Genomic DNA, 22,372 nt, shown 5'->3' on the forward strand with positions numbered 1-22,372 from the left:
ACCCGGAGTTCCACCCGATGAGCACCACCGACAGCGTGCGCGATGACAACTTCAGCCAGGCCGAGCTGGACAAGTTCGGCGCTCTGGCCAGCCGCTGGTGGGATCCGCAGGGCCCGCAAAAAGCCCTGCACGCGCTCAATCCGCCGCGCCTGGCCTATGTGGCCAAGAGGGCGGCGCTGGCGGGGAAGCAGGTGCTGGACATTGGTTGTGGCGGCGGTTTGCTGAGCGAAGCCCTGGCAGGCGAGGGCGCACACGTCACCGCCATCGACCTGGCGCCCGAACTGATCAAGGTCGCCCGCCTGCATGCGCTGGAAAGTGGCGCGGAAGTAACCTACCGCCTGCAGTCGGCCGAGTCGCTGGCCGCCGAACTGCCCGGTCATTTCGATGCGGTCACCTGCATGGAGATGCTCGAGCACGTGCCCGATCCGGGCGCGGTCATCGAGGCCTGCGCGACCCTGCTCAAGCCCGGCGGCCAGCTGTTCCTGTCCACGCTCAACCGCACGCCGGCCGCGTTCGCGCTGGCGATCGTGGGCGCGGAGTATGTCGCCGGCGTGTTGCCCAAGGGCACCCACCGCTACCGCGACTTCATCAAGCCCTCCGAGCTGGGCAGCTGGCTGCGCGCGGCAGGACTGCAGCTGGAGGACGTCAGCGGCCTGATGTACGAGCCCTGGCGCAACGCCGCCCGCCTGACCAGCCGGACCGGGGTCAACTATCTGGCCGCTGCGCGCAAGGCGGCTTGAACGTGTTGTTCCCCAAGGTGGTCCTGTTCGACCTCGACGGTACCTTGCTGGACAGCGCGCCGGACATGCTGGCGACGATCAACGGCATGCGCGCGGCGCGCGGACATCAAGCGATGACGCTCGCCGAACTGCGTCCGCACGTTTCCAAGGGCGCCCGCGCCATGGCCGCAGCGGCGTTTCCAGAGGTTGATGCGGACGAACGGGAGAGCTGGATCCCGGAGTTCCTGAGTCGGTACGAGCAGGAGCTGGGACTGCATGGCGCTCCGTTCGACGGCATCGAGGCGGTGCTGGGAACGCTGGAGTCGGCCGGCACGGTCTGGGGCATCGTGACCAACAAACCCGAGTACCTGGCGCAGCGACTGATTCCCATGCTCGGCTGGCAGGAGCGCTGCGCGGTGCTGATCGGCGGCGACACCCTGGCTACCCGCAAGCCCGACCCGCTGCCGCTTGTGGTTGCCGCCGAGCGGATCGGCGTGCCCGCTGAGTCGTGTATCTACGTGGGCGATGACGAGCGCGACATCATCGCCGCGCGCGCCGCCGGGATGCCGTCGGTGGTGGCGCTGTGGGGTTACCGCCTGGATGGTGACGACCCGGCCGGGTGGGGGGGAGATGTCTTGCTGCGCGACCCGCATTCGCTCGCCGATCCGTCCAGCTGGCCGGCGATCCGATGAGCGACTCAGACAACGCCCCGGGTGATGAGCGTCCTGCCGACGCGCGTGATGATGGTTCGGCCGCGCTGGCCGACTTCCTCGCAAAGTGGCGCGGCCGGTGGCCCGAGTGGAGCATCGCGGAGGTATTCGTTCCCGCCGACCAGCGCGACGTAGCCCTAGCGTGGGCGACCTTGCAGCAGGAACTGGTCGACGCGGCCTGGGGCGGGTCCGACCCGATTCCCGGCAAGGCCAAGCTCGGATGGTGGCAGGAAGAATTGAGCGGCTGGACCCGGGGCGCACGCCGCCATCCCCTGGCCACCGTGCTCCAGGCCTTTCCGGCGCCGTGGCAATCGCTGGCGCATGCGCTGCCGGCACTGGCCGACGCGCGCGAACGACCGGCGAACGTCGCCGCCGCGTTCGATAGGCTGGCACCTTTCGCAAGCGCCGTGGCCCAGGTGGACAATGCCCTGTTTGATACGCGCGCCGTTCCCGGCGACGAGCGGGTGGTTGCGGCGAACCTGCTGCACTGGCGGATGGCCCACGAGGGCGACGGCGGCGTACCTCTGGACATGCTCGCCCGCGCCGCCGATGGGGATCCGGTCGCCGTGTGGGCAGCAGAGCTTCGCCGGCAATGGCCCACCACCCGCTCGGGCGCCCCTGTGCGACGGATCTGGTCGGCACTCGCTCGTGAGAGGCTGGCGACCCATGGTGCGACCGCGCCCTTGCCCGCGGTAAAGACGCTCTGGACCGCGTGGCGATCGGCCCGAGATTGAGCGGGGCGCGCATCCGCGTGAATCTCCTCCGCGCGTATCTCCTCGCGCCGCCCCGCGTTTGACGTTTTCGTGTGTTATTCGCCGTATTTGCCGGCTATGCTTCGGATCAGTGCGCGGGGGGCGTATGACACGATCGAAATCAACGGCGCAGTCGTACGGACTTCGGGGTTCGGTGACGCGAAGGCTGGCGGCGATCTTGCTGTTTCTGCTCCTGCCCGGCGTCGTGCTGGCGATCGCCGACGAGTCGCGAAGCGCGCCGCCGACCGGAACGCTGGCGCACGTCACGGTATCCCGCCTGGACCCCGAACCGGACGCTGCCGGCGTCATCGGCGGCGCGCTGGATGCCGAATTTGCACCCGTTGTCGGCGGCACGATCCACGAGTTCACACCGCGGCCGCGCTGGTGGAAGATCACCGCGGACCGATCGGTAAGTGCGAAGGAGCATCCGCAACTGGTGCTGCATTCGCCCGGCCACAACACGGTTGAAGCGTGGCTGCCGGGGAGCAGCGAGCCGGTTACCCGGGCGCTTCTCGGGCCTCATGCAGACCAGGGCTTTTCCAGTCGCGGACTGGTGTTCCCGCTTCCCTCCGGACTGCCTGCCGGAACCCCCATCTATGTCCACGTCCACTCGCCGGACAGCACGCCGATGGCGGTGTCGATCGAGTCCCTGCGCGACGTCCACCGTGCGGACCTGTCCCATGTTGCCTGGCGGGCCTTGCTGCTGGGCGGCCTCGCGTTGATGGCGCTGCTCGCCCTGGGCTTCTGGGTGGGAATCGGCGCGCGCGGTTACGCGTATCTGAGCCTCAGCATGCTTGCCCAGGTCGGGTTCTTTGCGACCCACAGCGGCGATATCCGCAGGGTGCCCGCGCTGGCGGCGCAATTGGGCGACGACTGGCGGCTGCCGCGTCTGTTTGTGGTTGCGGTCGCGGTTTTCAGCGTGGTTTTTCTCACCCGCTACATGGAGATGCGCGATCGCCAGCCGAAGCTGTGGAACATGCTGTTGGGCTGCACCGTCCTGTTCGCCCTGTTTGCACTGGGCACCTGGCTCAGCGAGGCTTACTGGGTGCCCGTGGTCGGCAACCTGATACTTCTGCTTGGAGCCGCGCTGATCCTGGTGGCGGCCGTGCACGGGTGCCTGCAACGCCGTCGCTCCGGCTACTTCGTGTTGGCGGCCTGGCTGCCGATGATGGTGCTGCTGATCGTGCGGGTGGGCGAGACCAGCGGCCTCTGGGCGGGCCCGCCGTGGCTGATGCATGCACTGCCGGGTGCGTTGCTGCTTGCCGGGCTGGTGTTCATGATCGGACTGAGCGATACCCTGCAGCAATTGCGCCGCGACCGTGACCGCGCCAGCCGCTTGGCGAGCGTGGATGTGCTGACCGGTGCGATGTCACGACCCGCGATCCAGAACCGCCTGAAAGCCTGCGTGGAGGAATCCCATCGCCGGAGGATCCCGTTGTCGGTAGTGTTTTTCGATATCGACCGGTTCAAGCGCATCAACGACGAGTATGGGCACGGTATCGGTGATTCATGCCTGAAAATCATCGCCCTGCGTACCCGCAACCGGCTGCGGACCTACGACAGTCTTGGTCGCTGGGGCGGAGACGAGTTGCTGGTGGTGTTGCCCGACACCCATCTGGAAGAGGCGATGGGCGTTGCGGAAAATCTCCGCTCGGCGGTCAACTGCCGGCCGCTTTCGATCGATGGCCACCTCTTCGATGCCTCGCTCAGCCTGGGTGTCGCCGAGCTCGCCGAGGGTGAAACCGCCGCTCAGCTCCTGGACCGCGTCGATGCGGCCTTGTACGCCAGCAAGGCTGCCGGCCGGGACCGGGTGACCGGTAGGGTGCCAGTGGTTGCAACCGCCGAGCCGGCATAACCGCGACTGCCGAAGTCAGTGCGAGCGCTCAAGCACCAGCAACGGATCCACGCGCACATCCAGCCAGTTCATGCCCCAGTGCAGGTGCGGCCCGGTCGCGCGCCCCGTCGCACCAACTGCGGCGATCACCTGCCCTTGCTCGACCCGGTCGCCCACTGCCACGTCCATGCGCGAAAGGTGGAGGAAGTTGGAGCTGACGCCGTGGCCATGGTCCAGCAGGACCGTCCCGCCGGTCAGGTACAGGTCGTCGGCAAAGGTCACCACGCCCGCGGCGGGCGCTTTCACGGGCGTGCCCGTCGGTACGGCGATGTCCATCCCGGAGTGGGCCGAGCCGGGAGTGCCGTTGTACACGCGCTGGTTGCCGAATCGGCCGCTGATGCGCCCCTCGACCGGCCAGATGAACGCCTGGGTGAAGTCCGTGCGGGCGTCCTCGCGCTTTCGTGCCGCGGTAACCAACGCCTGCTCACGCGCAATCCTTGCCGCGAGCGCCGGTGCCGGCTTCACCGTGCTGGGCGGCACGCCGTTGACGCGCTCGATCGGCCAATCGCGGGGCGTGATCAAGATCGTTGCCGTGGTTGGGGCGCCGGCGGGAGGCGTGACCTCGACGGTGGTGGTGTCTGCCGCATCACGCGCGATACCAAAGACCACAGTGCCGTACGGAGTCACCAGCAGGTCGCGCCCTGAATGTCTGACGCGGCTGCCGACGGGCACCTTGCCGATCACCAGCGAGCCCTGTTCTACGCTGCCTGGGAACACGACCTTCGCCGCACCTGCGGGAGAGGAGGGAGCGGCCGAGCGTGCATCTACTGGGGTCAGGTCCGCGGCCACCGCCCGGGCCGGGGTGATCGCACTGCTGCAGGCACACGCGGACAGGAGCGCCAGTGTGGCCGCGAAACAGGTCCTCATCGGTCAAACGCCAGACGCTGGCCATTTGGCGACCCGACCAGGCGTTCGCCGTCCCAGGCAAGCGTGCCGTTGACCCAGGTCGCGCCGATGCGGCTGTGGAAGGTTTTGCCTTCGAACGGTGACCAGCCGCATTTGGACAGCACGTCCTCGCGGCGGACGGTCAGCGGCACGTCGTCGATCAGAACCAGGTCGGCGGCATAGCCTTCGCGCAGGAAGCCGCGCTGGCTGACGTCAAACAGCTGGGCCGGTGCGTGGGCGAACTTCTGCACCACCTGCGCGGTCGTGAGGTGCCCCTCGTGGACCAGCTCGAGCGCCGCGTTGAGCGCGTACTGGACCAGTGGCAAACCGCTGGGAGCGCGGGTGTAGACGTTCTGCTTCTCTTCCAGCAGATGTGGCGCGTGGTCGGTCGCAAGCACGTCGATCACGTCATCGGCCAGCGCGCGGATGAGGGCCTCGCGATCGGCCGGGTCCTTGATCGCCGGGTTGCACTTGATCAGGTGGCCCAGCTCGGCGTAGTCGCTGCGGTCAAAGCGCAGGAAGTGGATGCAGGTCTCGGCGGTGATCTGCTTGCGGCTGCCGTCGGCGCGTATCAGCGGGCCGCGCTCGAACAACGCCAGCTCGTCAGCCGTCGAGATGTGCAGCACGTGCAGCCGGGTGCCATGGCGGCGCGCCAGCTCGATGGCCAGCCGGGTCGACTTGATGCACGCCTCGCGCGAGCGGATATCGGGATGGCACTCGGCCGGGATATCGTCGCCGTATTTCGCCTTGTAGACCGCGGTCGCCGCTTCGATCATCGGCGTGTCTTCACAGTGGGTGATGATCGGCGTGGGCACGTCGCGGAACACCGCATCCAGCACTTCCGGATCGTCGACCAGCATGTTCCCCGTGGACGCGCCCATGAACACCTTGACCCCGGGTGCCGAGCGCGGATCCAGGCGCTGGATCGCTTCCAGGTTGTCGGTGCTGGTGCCCAGGTAGAAGCCGTGGTTGCCCCAGACCCTGCCGGCGGCGCGCGCGTACTTGTCTTCAAGCGCGGTCGAGTCCAGCGTCGGCGGGCTGGTGTTGGGCATGTCCATGAAACTGGTCAGGCCGCCGGCGACGGCGGCGCCCGATTCGATGGCCATGTCGGCCTTGTATTCCATCCCGGGCTCGCGGAAGTGGACCTGGTCATCGATCATGCCGGGCAACAACCGGCGACCGGCGGCATCCACCACCGTCTCGCCGTGGCGGGCCGAGAGGCCCGGGGCGATCTCGGCGATGCGACCATCGGCAATGCGCAGGTCGGAGTCGAATTCGCGGCCTTCGTTGACCAGTCGGGCGTTGACGATGAGCGTGGCGGGGGATGGCATCGATGGAAGTCCTCGGAGATGGGGTGTCAGGACGCAGGTGGGACAGGATCATTGCCGCCCGGGTGCAGCGGATGGCAGCGCAGGATGCGGCGCAGTGCCAGCCAGCCGCCCTTGAACGCACCGAAGCGGGCAATGGCCTGCATCGCGTACTCTGAGCAGGTGGGATGGAATCGGCAGCGCGGCCCCAGCAGGGGACTGATCCAGCGCTTGTATCCTCGCAGCAACGCGATGAGCAGACGGTCAATCACGGAAGTTCATGTCAGGCAGTCATCACGCGCGAAATGTAGAATGGACGGAATAACCGCTCTGTCCAGCGGCAGCGATGGCCTTGCAGCCAGCGCCATATCGGTAGAAAACTTGCGGCATAGTCCTCGCGTAGTTGCCGCGGGTGCTGGGGCAGGGTATAACAGCGCGCTTTCCCGTCACAAGGGAATCGAAACAGGACAGGTGGCTCGTGGCCGTGAAAAAATCCGCGACGAAGGTCGCCAAGAAAACCAGAAACACGTCCGATCCGGCGTCAGGCAAGACGGCGTCCGCGAAGACGGCAAAGGCAAGCAAGGCCCCCGTCGCCACCAAGTCCGCCGCGGCCACGAAGCCGGTCGCCAAGTCCCCATCCAAGACGGCCCCTGCCAGCAAGGCGGCCGCGAAAAAGAAGGTAGCCAGTACCATCGACAGCAAGCCGAGTGCCAAGAAAACGACCACCAAATCCGCTGCAGCGACGAAGAAGGCTCCGGTAGCCAAGAAGGCCGCCGCCAAAAAGGTCGCCGTGAAGAAAGTTGCCGGGAAAAAGGAAGCGCCCGCCACGACCGCAGCGGCGACCCCCGCTCCGGCCAAGAAGGCGCCCGCCAAGAAGGCCGCAGTGAAAAAAGCTGCGAAGAGCACAGCCAAGGCGCCAGCCAAAACCGCCGCGCCGGCCAAGGAAACGGCGAAGTCCGCGGCTCCTGCCAAGCGCCGTTTGAGCAAGGTGGCCGTCGCGGTTGTAGGCAAATCGCAACCACCCGCGGTAAAGACCAAGTTCAAGGTCGTTCCGCACAAGATCGACAAGGCATCCGGTCGCCCCATCGTGCCGAAGGATTACTTCCCCTCGGACGATGAGGAGTACATGAGCGCCCTCCAGCTGGAGTACTTCCGCCAGCGCCTGCTGCAATGGCGCGATGATCTGGTGGAAGAGTCCAAGCAGACCATCGAGAACCTGAAGGAAGAGGTGCGCGACGTCGGCGACGAGGCCGAGCGTGCGACCCGCGAGACCGAGAACTCGCTGGAGCTGCGTACCCGTGACCGCTACCGCAAGCTGATAAGCAAGATCGACAGCACGCTCAAGCGGGTGGACACGGGTGATTACGGCTACTGCGTGGACACCGGTGAGGAAATCGGGCTGGAGCGCCTGGACGCGAGATTGACGGCCGAACGCACGATCGACGCCCAGGAACGTTGGGAGCACCTGCGCAAGCAGATGGGCGACTGATCCTGCGGCCATGCGCGGCGTGTTCCGCGCGAACGACGTATCCGGAACCCCGCCCACGGCGGGGTTTTCCGTTTTCACCCCAGCGGCAGGTCAGGCATCGCCCGAGGCTTGCGTAGCCGTCTCGCGGATGAAGGCGAGCAGCGCCGCCAGGCCGTTGTTGCGGGTGGGCGAAAGATGCTTGGCCAGGCCGATATCACCGATGTACTCGGCGTCGGTGGCGACGATCTCGCGGGCGCTGCGGCCGGAATAGACGCGCAGCGCGAGGTAGATGAGGCCGGAGACAATGGCCGAATCGCTGATCGCGTGGAAGTCGAGCCTGTCGGTATCGCCGCTGCGGACGATCCAGACCATCGACTGGCAACCGAGCAGGCGATGCTCTTCGGTCTTCAACTCGGCGGGAAGATCCGGCAGTTTCCGCCCCAGATCGATGAGGTACTGGTAGCGCTCCGACCAGTCGCCGAAGAACGCGAACTCGTCGCGAATCGCGGCTTGCGCTTCGGCGGCGCTGGCTTCCAGCGGGAAGGGTGTGGGCAGCTTGGCTTCAGTCACGGTACGACTCGCTTTCAAAAAAACGGATGTCCAGCTCAGGCACGTTTCCAACGCACGCCGGCCGGTGTGTCTTCCAGCACCACGCCTTCGGCAGCCAGCTGCTCGCGAATGGCGTCGGCGCGGGCAAAGTCCCTGGCGGCCTTGGCGGCGGTGCGTTCGTCGATCAGCGCCTGGATATGCGCATCCTCATCCCCGCCGCGGTTGAACCACGCCTCGGGCGACTGCTGCAGCAGGCCGAGGGCACGGCCGGCGGCGCGGAGCTTGCGGGCTTCTGCGATCAGATCCGTGAGCGTGTGCGAATCGTCGCGGCTTTCAGAATGAACGTAGTTGTTGCGTATCCCACGCGCGACCGAGGCGATGGATGCCAGTTCCGACAGCGCCTGCGGGGTGTTGAGGTCGTCGTCCAGCGCGGCTTCGATCGCGGCCGGTATCGGTGCATCGACTTTGCTGGCCGACGCGGAATCACCCGCCAGCGCATCGATGTCGCGCAGCGTGCCGTACAGGCGGTCCAGCGTGCGCGTGCAGCGCTCGATCAGCGCATCCGACCAGTCCAGTGGCTGGCGGTAGTGCGCGGAGAGCAGGGCGTAGCGCAGCGCTTCGGGCGGGTGTTTTCGCACCAGGTCATGCACGCGTTCGATGTTGCCGACCGACTTGCTCATCTTCGCGCCGTCGAAGTTGAGCATGCCGTTGTGCAGCCACCAGCGCGCGAACGGCTTGCCGCCGTGGGCGCACTCGCTCTGGGCGATCTCGTTTTCGTGATGCGGGAATTGCAGGTCCACGCCGCCGGCATGGATATCGATGGTCTCGCCCAGGTGCGCGGCGGCCATCGCGGAGCACTCGATGTGCCAGCCCGGACGGCCACGGCCCCACGGCGACTCCCAGCCCGGAAGCCCTTCGTCGGAAGGCTTCCACAGGACGAAGTCGCCGGCATCGCGCTTATAGGGCGCGACGTCCACGCGAGCGCCCGCCAGCATGTCCTCGATGTTGCGACGCGAGAGCTTGCCGTAGCCCTCGAAGCTGGAAACGGCAAACAGCACGTGGCCTTCGGCTGCGTAGGCATGCCCGGAGGCGATCAGCTGCTCGATCATCGCGATCATCGGGCCGATGTGCGCGGTCGCTTCCGGTTCGATGTCGGGCGGTGCGACGCCCAGCGCGGCCATGTCATCGCGGTAGGCGGCGGCGAAGCGGTCGGTGATGACCGAGATCGGCACCTGCTGCTCGCGAGCGGCCGCGTTGATCTTGTCATCCACGTCGGTGATGTTGCGGGCGTAGGTCAGCGCGCCGTAGCGCCGCCGCAGCAGGTCCGCCAGCACGCCGAACACCACGGGCCCGCGCGCATTGCCGATGTGGACGTAGTTGTAGACCGTCGGCCCGCAGACATACATGGTCGGGTTGCCCGGGTCGGTCGGCTGGAACGCTTCGAGCCGACGGCTCAGGCTGTTGTAGAGGTACAGGCTCATGGGGCACGGGAAAAGGACGTTGCGGCATTCTAGCGTTCGCAGGCGGAAGGTTCAGCCGCAGGACGGCATGCGCCACTACAGCAGTGATTCATTTGCGCCCTGTCGTTGCCGCATACACTTGGGCATCCTGCCGCCCGAGTCCGCCAACACGATGATGTGTCTCCGCCTGCTGCCCCTGTTGCTGTTTGCCGTGGCAGCGGCTCCCGCCAGCGCGCAGGACGTGACCCTGACCCAGTTGGAGAACGTGCGCTTCGCCTACGCGCAGGTGCTGCGGGTGACGCCGGTATACCAGACCCTCACCGCGACGGCGATGGTGGAGACCTGCACGCCAGACCCCGAGGACGAGGACGTCGGTTCGCGCCTGTCGCGGGTGGTGGGTGCGGTGCGGGGGGTGCTGGGTCGCCAGCCCGACGAACCCGAGGAAGCCGGCAACCGCGATTGCACGGTGGTGCCGGTCCGGCGCGAGTTCCAGCGTCCGATCGCCTACGACGTGGACTATGTCTACAAGGGCTCCAAGTACCGTTCCCGCCTGGCCGAGGATCCGGGCAACCGCCTGCGCATCCGCATCGGCGTGACCCCGGTTGTCAGCAGCAACCGTGAAAACTAGCCGGAGCGTGCGTGGATGCTTGCGGTGCCCGCCAGCGCATGCGAGGATCAGCGGTCAATGACTGCCCTCCGCGCCGACGCCGATATCCTGACCTCCGCCTACATGGCGGCAGGCATGACCTCGCGTGCGCGTCGACCGTTGCCCACCACTCCGGCCGGGTAGCTCATCGCACGTGCACGCAAAACAGGCGTGACAGACGAAAAAAGCCCAGCCACCGAGCTGGGTTTTTTTGTTCCCGGCTCCCGCACTTTCCGCCTCCTCCTTCAACCGCTCCATTACTTCCGGAATGACGCATGACCCCCAGGCACTTCCTCAATACCCAGGACTGGTCCCGCTCCGAGCTTGACGCCCTGCTGATCCAGGCAGCGGCGTTCAAGCGCGACAAGCTCGGCGACCAGCTCAAGGGCAAGTCGATCGCGCTGGTGTTCTTCAACCCGTCGATGCGTACGCGTACGAGTTTCGAACTGGGCGCGTTCCAGCTGGGAGCGCACGCGGTGGTGTTGCAGCCGGGCAAGGATGCATGGCCGATCGAGTTCGACCTGGGCACGGTGATGGACGGCGACACCGAGGAGCACATCGCGGAGGTCGCCCAGGTGCTGGGGCGCTATGTGGACATGATCGGCGTGCGTGCCTTCCCGAAGTTCGTCGACTGGTCCCTGGATCGCCAGGACCGGGTGTTGAAGGCGTTCGCTCGCTATTCGCCGGTGCCGGTGATCAACATGGAGACCATCACCCACCCGTGTCAGGAACTGGCCCACGTGATGGCGCTGCAGGAGCATTTCGGCACCGCCGACCTGCGCGGCAAAAAATTCGTGCTGACCTGGACCTACCACCCCAAGCCGCTCAACACCGCGGTCGCCAACTCGGCGCTGACCATTGCCACGCGCATGGGCATGGACGTGACCCTGCTGTGCCCGACACCCGACTACGTGCTCGATGAGCGCTACATGGGCTGGGCGGCGGACAACGTCGCCGAGAGCGGCGGCTCGCTGGCGGTCAGCCACGACATCACCAGCGCCTACACCGGCGCCGATGTGGTCTACGCCAAGAGCTGGGGCGCGCTGCCGTACTTCGGCAACTGGGCGCCGGAAAAACCCATCCGCGACCAGTACCGTCACTTCATGGTCGACGAGGCCAAGATGGCGCGGACCAACAACGGCGTCTTCAGCCACTGCCTGCCGCTGCGCCGCAACGTCAAGGCAACCGACGCGGTGATGGACTCGCCGCAGTGCATCGCGATCAACGAGGCCGAGAACCGGCTGCACGTGCAGAAGGCGATCATGTCGGCTCTGGCCGGCAACCACCCCACCGAGATCTTTCCATGACCGACAAGACCATCGTCCTCGCCTTTTCCGGCGGCCTCGACACCAGCTTCTGCGTGCCCTACCTGCAGGAGCGCGGCTGGCAGGTGCATACAGTGTTCGCCGATACCGGCGGCGTGGATGACGAGGAGCGCACCTTTATCGAGCAGCGCGCCGCCGAGCTGGGGGTTGCCTCCCACGTGACCGTGGATGGCGGGCCGGCGATCTGGGAAGGTTTCGTCAAGCCCTTCATCTGGGCAGGCGAGGGCTACCAGGCGCAGTACCCGTTGCTGGTATCGGATCGTTACCTGATCGTCGATGCCGCGCTGAAGCGCTGCGACGAGCTGGGGACCCGGGTCATCGCCCACGGCTGCACGGGCATGGGCAACGACCAGGTGCGCTTTGACCTGACGGTGAAGTCGCTGGGCGACTACGAGATCATCGCGCCGATCCGCGAGATCCAGAAAGAGCACACCGAGGTCCGCGCCTACGAGCAGAAGTACCTGGAAGACCGTGGCTTCGGCGTGCGCGCCAAGCAACAGGCCTACACGATCAACGAGAACCTGCTGGGCCTGACCATGTCGGGCGGCGAGATCGATCGCTGGCAGGCGCCCGGTGAAGGTGCCACCGGCTGGTGCAAGCCGCGCGCGCAATGGCCGCAGCAGCCGCTGCAGGTCCGGATCGGCTTCGAGGCTGGCGAGGCGGTCAGCCTGGACGGCGCCCGCATGCCCGGACACACCATGCTGGCGAAGCTCAACGCGCTGTTCGCGGAGTACGGCGTCGGCCGCGGGATCTATACCGGCGATACCACCATCGGCCTGAAGGGCCGGATCATCTACGAGGCACCGGGCCTGGCCGCACTGCAGACCGCGCATCGGGCGCTGGAAGAGGCGGTGCTGAGCAAGCACCAGAACCGCTTCAAGCCCGAGGTCGCGCGCAAGTGGGTCGAGCTGGTCTACGAGGGCTTCTTCCACGATCCGCTGAAAACCGACCTGGAAGCGTTCCTCGCGTCCAGCCAGGCGACCGTCAACGGTGAGGTTGTGGTGGAAACGCACGGCGGCAGCGTCACCGCGGTGGCGATCGATTCGCCGCACATCCTCAACGCCAAGGGCGCGACCTACGCCCAGGCCGCGGACTGGGGGGTGGCCGAGGCGGAAGGCTTCATCAAACTGTTGGGCATGAGCAGCACGCTGTGGGCCGAGGTCAACCGTGCTTCCTGAGGTCCTGCGCCATCTCGAAGCCCTGGTCGGCTTCGATACCCGCAATCCGCCGCGGGCGATCGGCACCGGCGGCATCTTCGATTACCTGCGCGCGCAGTTGCCGGGGTTCCGGATCGAGGTGACCGACCACGGCGACGGCGCGGTGTCGATGCTCGCCGTGCGCGGCCGGCCAACGCGGCTGTTCAACGTGCATCTGGATACCGTGCCGTCCTCGCCGGCGTGGAGCGCGGACCCGCACGTGCTGCGGATCGACGGCGGGCGCGCGGTGGGCCTGGGTGCCTGCGACATCAAGGGCGCGGCGGCCGGGCTGCTGGCGGCCGCGGCGGTCACCAGCGGCGACGCCGCCTTCCTGTTCAGCACCGACGAGGAAGCCAATGACCCGCGCTGCATCGCCGCCTTCCTGGGCAGCCGCCACGGCTTCCAGGAAGTGGTCGTTGCCGAGCCGACCAACTGCGAGGCCGTGCTGGCCCATCGCGGGATTGCCTCGGTGCTGGTCCAGTTCCAGGGCGCGGCCGGCCATGCCTCCGGCGCCAACGCCATCCACGCCAGCGCGCTGCACCAGGCGATGCGCTGGGGCAACCGCGCGCTGGATTTCGTCGCCGACCAGTCGCACCAGCGCTTCGGTGGCCTGACCGGGCTGCGCTTCAACATCGGCCGGGTCGAGGGCGGCATCAAGGCCAACATGATCGCGCCCAGCGCCGAGGTGCGCTTCGGTTTCCGCCCGCTGCCCTCGATGTCCATCGATGAGCTTCACCACCAGTTCGGCACGCTGTCCGAGCCGGGCGCAGTGGAGCGCTATCAGGAGACCTTTCGCGGACCGCCTTTGCCGTCGGGCGACATCGCCACCGCGGAAGACCGCCGCCTGCAAGCGCGCGACCTGGCCGAGGCGCTCGATCTGCCAATCGGTCCCGCGGTCGATTTCTGGACCGAGGCCTCGCTGTTCTCCGCCGCCGGGATGACCGCGATCGTCTACGGGCCCGGCCAAATCGCCCAGGCGCATACCGCCGACGAGTGGGTCGAGCTCGACCAGCTCGAGCGCTACGTCGAATCCATCCGCCGCATCCTGGACCAGCCGCCCACCTGAGTTCCGCTGCGCCGGCTCAAACGCGTCCTGATACCACCGCCCCCATCAACGAATCCCCATGACCATTCCGCCTTCCGCGAACGATATCCAGACCCGCCAGACTATCGTGCGCCTGCTGTCCAGCATGGCCAGCGCCAAGGAGATCAGCCAGTACCTGAAGCGCTTCTCCCAGCTCGATGCGGCGCGCTTTGCCGTGGTCAAGGTCGGCGGGGCCGTGCTGCGCGATGACCTCGACGCGCTCACCTCGTCGCTGGCCTTCCTGCAGGACGTGGGCCTGACCCCGATCGTCCTGCACGGCGCTGGGCCGCAGCTGGATGACGAGTTCGCCGCCGCGGGCATCGAGAAGCAGACGGTGAACGGCCTGCGGGTCACCACACCGGAGGCGCTGGCGATCGTGCGGCGCGTCTTCCACGCCCAGAACCTGCGCCTGGTGGAAGCCCTGCAGCGCGGTGGCGCGCGTGCCACGTCCATTGTTTCCGGGGTGTTCGAGGCGGACTTCCTGGACCGCGCCACGCTGGGCCTGGTCGGCGAGGTGACCCGGGTGCACCTGGCACCGATCCAGGCCAGCCTGCAGGCCGGTTCGATCCCGGTCATCGCCAGCCTGGGTGAAACCACCGGCGGCCAGATCCTCAACGTCAACGCGGATTTTGCCGCCAGCGAACTGGTCCAGGTGCTGCAGCCCTACAAGATCGTGTTCCTGACCGGGACCGGCGGTCTGCTCGACGATCAGGGCAGGATCATCGACTCGATCAACCTGTCCACCGAATACACCGACCTGATGAACCAGCCGTGGATCAACGGCGGCATGCGGGTGAAGATCCAGCAGGTCAAGGATCTGCTCGACAAGCTGCCGCCGTCCTCGTCGGTGTCGATCACCCAGCCCTCCGAGCTGGCCAAGGAGCTGTTCACCCACAAGGGCTCGGGCACCCTGGTCCGGCGCGGCGAGCGGGTGCTACAGGCCGACCGTTGGGAAGCCCTGGACCTGCCGCGCCTGCGCACGCTGATCGAGTCGGCGTTCGGCCGCCGGCTGGCGCCAGACTACTTCGAGCGCACCAGACTGCTGCGTGCCTACGTCAGCGAGAACTACCGCGCCGCGGTGGTGCTGACCGACGAGGAGGGCTACACCTACCTCGACAAATTCGCGGTGCTCGACGATGCCCAGGGCGAGGGCCTGGGCCGCGCGGTGTGGCAGGTAATGTGCGACCAGACGCCTCGGCTGTTCTGGCGCTCGCGGCACGGCAATCCGGTCAACGCGTTCTACTACGCGCAGTCCGACGGCCATTGCAAACAGGATCAATGGAAGGTGTTCTGGTACGGCCTGAACAATTTCGACGAGATCGCCCACTGCGTCGCCCACTGCGCCACCCGCAGCGCGACGCTGGTCGATCCGGCCGACGACGGCGTGGGTCCGTCCGCGGCCACCGCGGGAGTGGTGCCATGAGCATGCCAATCATCAACGTCGGCCTGATAGGCGCGCGCGGGCACACCGGCGCAGAGTTGATGCGCCTGATCGGCGGCCACCCGCGCTTCTCGCTGGGATTCGTGTCCTCGCGCGAGTTCGCCGGCCAGCGCGTGGCCGACCACCATGATGGCGCCGTCGGCGAACTGCGCTACCAGAGCTCCACACCCGATGCCGTCGCCACGGCCGGCATGGACGCCTACATCCTCGCCATGCCGAATGACAAGGCCGTCGATTATGTCGCTGCCCTGGGCGCCGGCGGAACCGATCCGGTGATCGTGGACCTGTCCGCCGACTACCGTTTTGACGCGGACTGGTATTACGGCCTGCCCGAGCTCACCCGGAAGAGTTACGAAGGCCAGCGCCGGATCAGCAATCCGGGCTGTTACGCGACCGCCATGCAACTGGTGCTTGCGCCCATGCTGGACGTGCTTGACGGCCCTGCGCAGTGCTTTGGCGTGTCGGGCTACTCGGGCGCGGGCACCACGCCTTCGGACCGCAACGATCCGGTGATGCTGCGCGACAACCTCATGCCGTACGCACTGGCCGGTCATATCCATGAGCGCGAAGTCAGCCATCGGCTCGGCCATCCGGTCGAGTTCATGCCGCACGTGGCGCCGCATTTCCGCGGCATCACCATGACGGCCAACATGCATCTGCAACGCACCTTTAGCCGCGACGAAGTGATTGCCCGCTACCGCGAGCGCTACGCCGACGAGCCGCTCGTACGAATCGTTGACGAGGCCCCGTGGGTGAGCGCGATCGCCGGCCGGCACCACGTCGACATCGGAGGGTTCACCCTGTCCGCAAACGGGCGCCGGCTGGTGGCCGTCGCCACCGAGGACAACCTGCTCAAGGGCGCCGCCACGCAGGCGATGCAGAACCTCAGCCGGGCCTTCGCGCTGCCCGAGCTGACCGGCATCCCGGTCTGATACGTCCCCGCAGGAAACCCAAGACATGACCCAGCTTCTCTGGCAGAAACCCGGCGTCCAGGTGGATGAGCGCATCCAGCATTTCTGCGCTGGCGCCGACGTGATCCTCGACCGCGAGTTCCTGCTGTTCGACATCCAGGCCAGCCGCGCCCATGCGCAGGGCCTGCAGATGATCGGCATCCTGGATGCGACCGAACTGGAAGCGATCGAGCGCGAACTGACCACCTTGGCCGACGACTTCGCCAGCGGCCGCTTCGTCCTCGACGAGACCTACGAGGATGGCCATTCGGCGATCGAGGCGCGCCTCATCGATCGGCTGGGCGATGCCGGGCGCAAGATCCACACCGGTCGCAGCCGCAACGACCAGGTACTGGTGGCGACGCGCCTGTGGCTGAAGGACCGACTGGCGCGCCTGCGCGAGCTCTGCCTGGAAACCGCCGGCATCGCGCTGACGCGGGCGGAGGTCGAGTCAGGGTTGCCGCTTCCGGGCTACACCCATATCCAGCGCGCGGTCGTGTCATCGGCGGGAATGTGGTGGTCGGCGTGGGCGGAGGCGTTCATCGACAACGCCGCGCGCTCCGACGACACCCTGGCCTGGGTGGATGCCAACCCGCTGGGCAGCGCCGCCGGCTACGGCGTGAACCTGCCGCTGGCGCGCGAGCACACCACGCAGGCGCTGGGCTTTGGGCGCATGCAGGTATCGGCGACCTACGCCCAGCTGTCGCGCGGCAAGTTCGAGATGGCGGCCATTGAAGCGCTGTCCAGCGGCATGCTCGACCTGCGCCGCCTGGCCTGGGACCTGAGCCTGTTTACCAGCGCGGAGTTTGGTTTTGTCACCCTGCCGCCGCAGTACACCACCGGCAGCTCGATCATGCCCAACAAGCGCAACCCGGATGTCATCGAACTGATGCGCGCCAGCTACGCGAGCGTCGCGGCCGCGCGCAGCGAGATCGAGCAGTTGCTGTCACTGCCGTCGGGCTACCACCGCGATCTGCAGTTCAGCAAGGGCGCGATTTTCCATGCCTTTGGTCGCGGGCTCGGCGCGCTGGAGCTGTTGCCCGACCTGCTGCGCAACCTGGAATGGAAACCCGAAGCGATGCGTGCGGCGCTGGAGCCATCGATGTACGCGACCGACCTGGCCGTGGACCTGGCACGGGCGGGTACGCCGTTCCGCGAAGCCTACCGCCAGGCCGCAGATCCGGCCCGTTGGGAAGCCGGCGATGCGGATGCCAGCGTGGCGGCGCGCGTGTCACCGGGAGCCTCCGGCGACCTGCGTCTTGACCTCCTGCGCGAGCGCCTGCACGCACTGGGCGGGCAGGCGGAAGGCGCGCCTCAGACGTAGATTTTCACGCTCGGCTGGACTTCGTCGATGATCGCGTGCGGGATGAACCGCGCGCTGTCGCGGGTGATCGCGCTGGCATCCTCGCGCACGCCGATTCCGCAGGGGTGGTCACCGACCACCCAGCTGCCGACCATCGGGTAGTTGCCCGAGAACTCCGGCAACGGATGCAGCGCCTGGCGGATGTTGGGGCCGCTGTAGGGCCCATCGCTCGCCTGCCAGCGCCCATCGGCCATGTGCATGGCGACGTTGGCGCCTTCGCGCGAGTGCAGGGGTTTGCGCACCCAGCCCTTTGCCAGCGCGGAGCCGTCATCGAAGTGCGACTCCAGCAGGTTGGGGTGTCCCGGATGGCGCTCCCACATCAGCGGCAGGATGCCTTTGTTGCTCAGCACCGCCTTCCACGCCGGCTCCAGCAAGTGCAGGCCAGAACCGGGCAGGGCGAGGCCGAACTCCTCGTCCATCAGGTCTTCCAGCGGATACAGCTTGAACAGGCTGCCGATCACCACGTCGTCGGTGTCGGTGAAGCGCCCGTCGGTGGACAGTCCAAGGTCCTCGATGGCGATGGATGCACCATGCAGCCCGGCCTGCGCCGCGCAATCGCGCAGGTAGCTCACCGTGCCCTGGTCTTCCTCCGAATCGCGCACCGCGGTGAAGTACAGCGGCGGCGGCAGTTGCGCGGCCAACTGGCCAAAGCGCTCCACCAGCGCCTCATGGATCGAGTTGAACTGGTCCGCATGACCGGGAAGCGCACCGCGGTTGCGCTGGTCCTCCAGCCACTGCCACTGGAAGAACGATGCCTCGAACAGCGACGTCGGGGTGTCGTAATTCAGTTCGTAGAGCTTGGCCGGGCCATGGCCGTCATAGGCGAAATCCAGGCGGCCGTAGAGGTGCGGGTCGCGCCGGCGCCAGCTCTCGGCGATCCAGTCCCGGAACGGTTCCGGGATTGCCAGCCGGGCCATCAGCTCGTCGCTGGCAACGACCTCGCCGACCAGGTCCAGCGCCATGGAGTGCAGTTCAAGACTGGGGTCTTCGATGTCGTCTTCGATCTGGCGCAAGGTGAAAGCGTAATAGGCGCTTTCATCCCAGTAGGGCTCGCCGTCGATGGTGTGGAAACGGAAGCCGGCCTCGTCCGCCCGCGCGCGCCAGTTGGAGCGCTCGGCAATGGCAACGCGCTTCACCCGGTCAACCGCCGGAGCTGGTGCGTTTGCGGCTCTTGTCGCCAAAGCCGCCGCGACTGGCGGTGACCGCGCGGTTGGGCTGGCTGGTGATCGGGGTCAGGGCGGTGCGGTTGGCGCCGGTCATGCCGGGCGATGCCGGACGCGCCCAGCCGTTGGCCTTGTCGCGGAACGCCGGCGCCGCCGCGGGTGCTGCAGCGGTGGCGCTGGCCGCTCGGCCCTGCAACATCTGCGACATGAAGAAGCCGGCCATCATCGGACCGATGAACGAGGTGCCCGAGCGCGTCTTCTGCTCCACGCATTGATCGGCGTCGTATTCCTGCTCGCACGCCTCCCGGCTGGCGAACTGCGGCGCGGAGTCGGCGGCCTGCTGCTGCGCGGTCTCGAACGCCTGCTGGCACGTGGACGACTCGCCGGTGGCGCGGGCGCAGTTGTCCACCGAGGTGTACACGCCTTCCTGCAGCTGTCCCTGCGGTTCCAGCTGGCATGCCGAGAACAGCAGCGGGGCGGCGCTCATCAACAGCAGCGCGGTGGTTTTCGATCGCTTCATGCCTGGAGTCCGGAGTGTCAGTGCTGAGCGGATCTTAGCCCATACCGGTGGCCCTCAAGGCGCGGTCGAGGGAAGCCGGGTTGGGTTGGCCACTCGACCCTGTTAGGCTTGCCTGCTTGTCGAATCCGGTTTTCCGGCGTCATCCACGGCGTACCGATGTTCGGATTCGCACTTCCTGCGCCTGGCTGGTGGACCAGTGCGCTACCGGGGCTGTTACCCGTCAAGCCTGTTGGCGCTTGGGTATCTGCGGGTCCTGGTTGCGACCTTGAACGGTCGCTGTTGGCGTGATCGATCGCCATGGGAAGTGCCCATCCGTTCGCGATTTCGCGACCCGTCAGTGTCATTGCCGAACGGCGATGTCGTGTCCCACCGCTGACAAATCACCCATGGAGTACTGGTTACAACGATGACTTCCGCATTTACCGAGCAACCCCTTCCCCCTTGGCAACGCGCTGTGATCAAGGTCGGCAGCAGTCTTTTGACCGACGGAAAAGGGGGGCTTGGAAAGCGCAACGCTGCCGCCCTGGCGGGCCTGATCGGCCATTTTGCCGATCAGGGGCGCGAGGTGCTGCTGGTGTCCTCGGGCGCCGTTGCCGCCGGGCGCGGACTGCTCGCCAACCACCATATGGGCGTGATCCAGCGCCAGGCCCTGGCGGCCATCGGGCAGACGCCGATGCTCGCGCTCTGGCAGGGACTGATGGAACAGCCGGTCGCCCAGGTCCTGCTCAGCCACGACGACCTGCGCAACCGCCGTCGCTACCTCAACGCGCAATCCACGCTGCGCGAGCTGCTGCGCATCGGTGCGCTGCCGATCATCAACGAGAACGACACCGTCGCGGTGGCCGAGCTCAAGCTGGGCGACAACGACAACTTGGCGGCCGCGGTGGCCACGATGGTCGAGGCCGACATCCTGTTGATCGCGACCGACACCAGCGGACTGTTTACCGGCCATCCGGTGGAAGACCCGGACGCCAAGCCGGTGCCGAAGATCGACGAGATCACCACCGACATCATGCGCATGACCTCCGGCGGTGCCGGCGAGCTGGGAACCGGCGGCATGTACACCAAGCTGGAGGCGGCGATCAAATGCGCCTCGGCCGGCATCGGCACGGCGCTGTTCTGCGGACATGACGCAAAGGCCATCGCCGCGCTGGCTGAGGACCGCCTGCTGGGCACCTACATCGAGCCGCACGGCGACCAACTGGTCGCGCGCAAGCAATGGCTGCGGCACACACCCCCAAGCGGCGGCGCGATCCGGATCGACCCCGGCGCGGTGGAAGCTCTTTGCGAGCACGGCGCCTCGCTGTTGCCGGGTGGCGTGATCGGCGTGGAAGGTGATTTCTCGCGCGACGCGATGGTCGACGTGCTTCCGGCGGAGGGCAACTGCAGGCTTGCGCGCGGACTGGTCCAGTACCAGTCCAGCGACCTGCGCCGCATCGCCGGCCACCACAGCAGCGACATCCAGAAGCTGCTCGGTTTCGACCATGGCCATTCGGTGATCCGCCGCGAGGACATGGTCCTGCTGGCGCCGACTTCAACAGCGGAGTTTTGAACACGCTTTCGACCCGGGTTTCGGGTCAACCAGACTTCAAGGAGAACTTTCGATGAGTGGATACGTCCGCGATCTTGCCCGGCGCGCCCGCGCCGCCTCCCACGTCATCGCCAAGCTGGACGCGCCCCGACGCGGCGCCATGCTCGCGGCGATGGCCAACGCGGTGGAGCAGGGCAGCAGCGATATTCTCAGCGCCAACGCACACGACATGGCGCGCGCCGAAAAGGCCGGCACGACCGGCGCAATGCTCGACCGCCTGCGCCTGGATGAGGGCCGGGTGGCCGACATCGTTGCCGCCATCCGCGAGATCGGCGAGCTTCCCGATCCGGTCGGCGAGGTGACCCGCAGCCAGACCATGCCCAACGGGCTGAAGGTCGAGAAGGTGCGCATTCCGCTGGGCCTGATCGCGATGATCTACGAGGCACGCCCGAACGTGACCGCCGACGCCGCCGCGCTGTGCCTGCGTGCCGGCAACGCGGTCCTGCTGCGCGGCGGCTCGGAGGCGCGTGACAGCAACATCGCCATCGCCGCCTGCCTGCACCGCGCGCTGCGCGAGCAGGACCTGCCGCCGGAGGCCGTGACCCTGGTCGAGGACACCGCGCGCGAACACGTCCTGGAGCTGCTCCAGCTGACCGACCTGATCGACCTGGCCATTCCGCGCGGTGGCGAGAAGCTGATCCATTTCGTTGCCGAGAACGCGCGCGTGCCCGTCATCAAGCACTACAAGGGCGTCTGCCACCTGTACGTGGACAAGGCCGCGGATCTGGACCTGGCGCTGCAGCTGGCCATCGACGGCAAGCTGTCGCGTCCGGGCGTGTGCAACGCGTTGGAGACCATGCTGGTGCACGGCGACATCGCCGCCGACTGGTTGCCCGGAGCCCTGCAGGACCTGCAATCGCGCGGCGCGGAAATCCGCGGCTGCAAGCGCACCCGCGAGTTGTTCCCGGATGCATCGCTGGCGACGGATGAGGATTACGACCGCGAGTTCCTCGCACCGGTGCTGGCGGTGAAGGTGGTCGACTCCATCGACGATGCGCTCGTCCACATCCAGACGTTCACCTCCGACCACACCGAGGTGATCGTCAGCCGCGACACCGATGCGGTGGACCGTTTCATCCGCGAGATCCGCAGCTCGGCCGTGGTCGTCAACGCGTCCTCGCGCTTCAACGACGGGGGCCAGCTCGGCCTGGGCGCGGAGATCGGCATCTCCACCACCCGCCTGCACGCCTACGGCCCGATGGGACTGGAGTCGCTGACCATCGAGCGTTACGTGGTGCGCGGCGAGGGCCAGGTACGCCACCCCGACGTGGTGGCCGCGCAGGCCTGACGCGCGCGAACGGCCGTATTACCTGCCTTGCCATACTTGGGTGGGCTGCTGTCCGCTTTGC

General features: G+C 67.1%; 21 protein-coding genes. 14 read left to right on the top strand and 7 right to left on the bottom strand.

Translation table 11 applies throughout. From position 1 onward, the window contains the following. Positions 1–17: 17 nt before the first annotated feature. From ubiG to INQ43_RS05290, 4 genes are all read left to right on the top strand, one after another. Positions 18–740 (top strand): bifunctional 2-polyprenyl-6-hydroxyphenol methylase/3-demethylubiquinol 3-O-methyltransferase UbiG, encoded by a 723-nt coding sequence (gene ubiG, locus INQ43_RS05275; protein ID WP_194037325.1) that lies wholly within the window; start codon positions 18–20, stop codon positions 738–740. A 2-nt stretch (positions 741–742) separates the two neighbouring features. Then, positions 743–1,411 carry a phosphoglycolate phosphatase gene (locus INQ43_RS05280; RefSeq protein ID WP_194035401.1) on the top strand — a complete coding sequence of 223 codons (669 nt, stop codon included), beginning with the start codon at positions 743–745 and terminating at the stop codon, positions 1,409–1,411. After that, positions 1,408–2,163 (top strand): squalene/phytoene synthase family protein, encoded by a 756-nt coding sequence (locus INQ43_RS05285; RefSeq protein ID WP_194037326.1) that lies wholly within the window; start codon positions 1,408–1,410, stop codon positions 2,161–2,163. Before INQ43_RS05280 ends, INQ43_RS05285 begins: the two co-directional genes overlap by 4 nt. A gap of 196 nt (positions 2,164–2,359) precedes the next feature. Next, positions 2,360–4,036 carry a diguanylate cyclase gene (locus INQ43_RS05290; protein WP_194037327.1) on the top strand — a complete coding sequence of 559 codons (1,677 nt, stop codon included), beginning with the start codon at positions 2,360–2,362 and terminating at the stop codon, positions 4,034–4,036. 15 nt (positions 4,037–4,051) lie between these two features. Here the strand turns inward: INQ43_RS05290 and INQ43_RS05295 are convergent, their stop codons facing one another. Genes INQ43_RS05295 through yidD form a run of 3 tightly spaced genes read right to left on the bottom strand, consistent with a single transcriptional unit; the run spans position 4,052 to position 6,539 of the window. Next, positions 4,052–4,942, bottom strand: coding sequence for a M23 family metallopeptidase (locus INQ43_RS05295; protein WP_194037328.1), 891 nt, complete (start codon positions 4,940–4,942; stop codon positions 4,052–4,054). Further along, positions 4,939–6,291 carry a dihydroorotase gene (locus INQ43_RS05300; RefSeq protein ID WP_194037329.1) on the bottom strand — a complete coding sequence of 451 codons (1,353 nt, stop codon included), beginning with the start codon at positions 6,289–6,291 and terminating at the stop codon, positions 4,939–4,941. Before INQ43_RS05300 ends, INQ43_RS05295 begins: the two co-directional genes overlap by 4 nt. Before the next feature lie 26 nt (positions 6,292–6,317). Then, a complete protein-coding gene (yidD, locus tag INQ43_RS05305) occupies positions 6,318–6,539 on the bottom strand; it encodes a membrane protein insertion efficiency factor YidD (protein WP_200889942.1) in 222 nt (73 codons plus the stop codon). Positions 6,540–6,745: 206 nt separating this feature from the next. Here yidD and dksA point away from each other — a divergent pair, with 206 nt between their 5' ends. After that, positions 6,746–7,756, top strand: a complete 1,011-nt coding sequence (gene dksA / locus INQ43_RS05310) for an RNA polymerase-binding protein DksA (RefSeq protein ID WP_194037580.1) — start codon at positions 6,746–6,748, stop codon at positions 7,754–7,756. 90 nt (positions 7,757–7,846) lie between these two features. On the opposite strand, the gene INQ43_RS05315 is transcribed toward dksA, so the two are convergent. After that, the gene (locus INQ43_RS05315; protein ID WP_194037581.1) at positions 7,847–8,290 is read right to left on the bottom strand and encodes a SufE family protein; all 444 of its coding nucleotides are present in this window, start codon (positions 8,288–8,290) and stop codon (positions 7,847–7,849) included. A gap of 50 nt (positions 8,291–8,340) precedes the next feature. Next, entirely contained in the window at positions 8,341–9,765 is a 1,425-nt protein-coding gene (gene cysS, locus INQ43_RS05320) for a cysteine--tRNA ligase (RefSeq protein WP_194037330.1), read from the bottom strand. A 118-nt stretch (positions 9,766–9,883) separates the two neighbouring features. Here cysS and INQ43_RS05325 point away from each other — a divergent pair, with 118 nt between their 5' ends. The 7 genes from INQ43_RS05325 to argH all read left to right on the top strand — a co-directional run bounded on the left by INQ43_RS05325 (position 9,884) and on the right by argH (position 17,710). Continuing rightward, positions 9,884–10,372 (top strand): hypothetical protein, encoded by a 489-nt coding sequence (locus tag INQ43_RS05325; protein WP_343221405.1) that lies wholly within the window; start codon positions 9,884–9,886, stop codon positions 10,370–10,372. Positions 10,373–10,665: 293 nt separating this feature from the next. Then, entirely contained in the window at positions 10,666–11,697 is a 1,032-nt protein-coding gene (locus INQ43_RS05330) for an N-acetylornithine carbamoyltransferase (protein WP_194037331.1), read from the top strand. After that, the gene (locus INQ43_RS05335) at positions 11,694–12,893 is read left to right on the top strand and encodes an argininosuccinate synthase (protein WP_194035408.1); all 1,200 of its coding nucleotides are present in this window, start codon (positions 11,694–11,696) and stop codon (positions 12,891–12,893) included. Before INQ43_RS05330 ends, INQ43_RS05335 begins: the two co-directional genes overlap by 4 nt. Continuing rightward, positions 12,883–13,977, top strand: a complete 1,095-nt coding sequence (locus tag INQ43_RS05340; RefSeq protein WP_194037332.1) for an acetylornithine deacetylase — start codon at positions 12,883–12,885, stop codon at positions 13,975–13,977. Before INQ43_RS05335 ends, INQ43_RS05340 begins: the two co-directional genes overlap by 11 nt. Positions 13,978–14,035: 58 nt before the next feature. Continuing rightward, a complete protein-coding gene (locus INQ43_RS05345) occupies positions 14,036–15,418 on the top strand; it encodes an acetylglutamate kinase (RefSeq protein WP_194037333.1) in 1,383 nt (460 codons plus the stop codon). After that, entirely contained in the window at positions 15,415–16,368 is a 954-nt protein-coding gene (argC, locus tag INQ43_RS05350; protein ID WP_194037334.1) for an N-acetyl-gamma-glutamyl-phosphate reductase, read from the top strand. The genes INQ43_RS05345 and argC overlap by 4 nt, the downstream gene beginning before the upstream one ends. Before the next feature lie 25 nt (positions 16,369–16,393). Further along, positions 16,394–17,710, top strand: a complete 1,317-nt coding sequence (gene argH, locus INQ43_RS05355) for an argininosuccinate lyase (protein ID WP_194037335.1) — start codon at positions 16,394–16,396, stop codon at positions 17,708–17,710. On the opposite strand, the gene INQ43_RS05360 is transcribed toward argH, so the two are convergent. Then, positions 17,701–18,885, bottom strand: a complete 1,185-nt coding sequence (locus tag INQ43_RS05360) for a glutathionylspermidine synthase family protein (RefSeq protein WP_194037336.1) — start codon at positions 18,883–18,885, stop codon at positions 17,701–17,703. The two genes, argH and INQ43_RS05360, sit on opposite strands and share 10 nt — an antisense overlap. Before the next feature lie 4 nt (positions 18,886–18,889). After that, positions 18,890–19,432 carry a DUF1190 domain-containing protein gene (locus INQ43_RS05365; RefSeq protein ID WP_194037337.1) on the bottom strand — a complete coding sequence of 181 codons (543 nt, stop codon included), beginning with the start codon at positions 19,430–19,432 and terminating at the stop codon, positions 18,890–18,892. Positions 19,433–19,838: 406 nt separating this feature from the next. On the opposite strand from INQ43_RS05365, the gene proB reads away from it, so the two are divergent. Beyond that, a complete protein-coding gene (proB, locus tag INQ43_RS05370; protein WP_194037338.1) occupies positions 19,839–20,984 on the top strand; it encodes a glutamate 5-kinase in 1,146 nt (381 codons plus the stop codon). Positions 20,985–21,036: 52 nt separating this feature from the next. Next, complete coding sequence (locus tag INQ43_RS05375; protein ID WP_194037339.1) at positions 21,037–22,311, top strand: glutamate-5-semialdehyde dehydrogenase; 1,275 nt, start codon at positions 21,037–21,039, stop codon at positions 22,309–22,311. Positions 22,312–22,372 lie beyond the last annotated feature (61 nt).

The organism is Lysobacter sp. H23M47, assembly GCF_015209765.1.
GTDB lineage: Bacteria > Pseudomonadota > Gammaproteobacteria > Xanthomonadales > Xanthomonadaceae > Novilysobacter > Novilysobacter avium.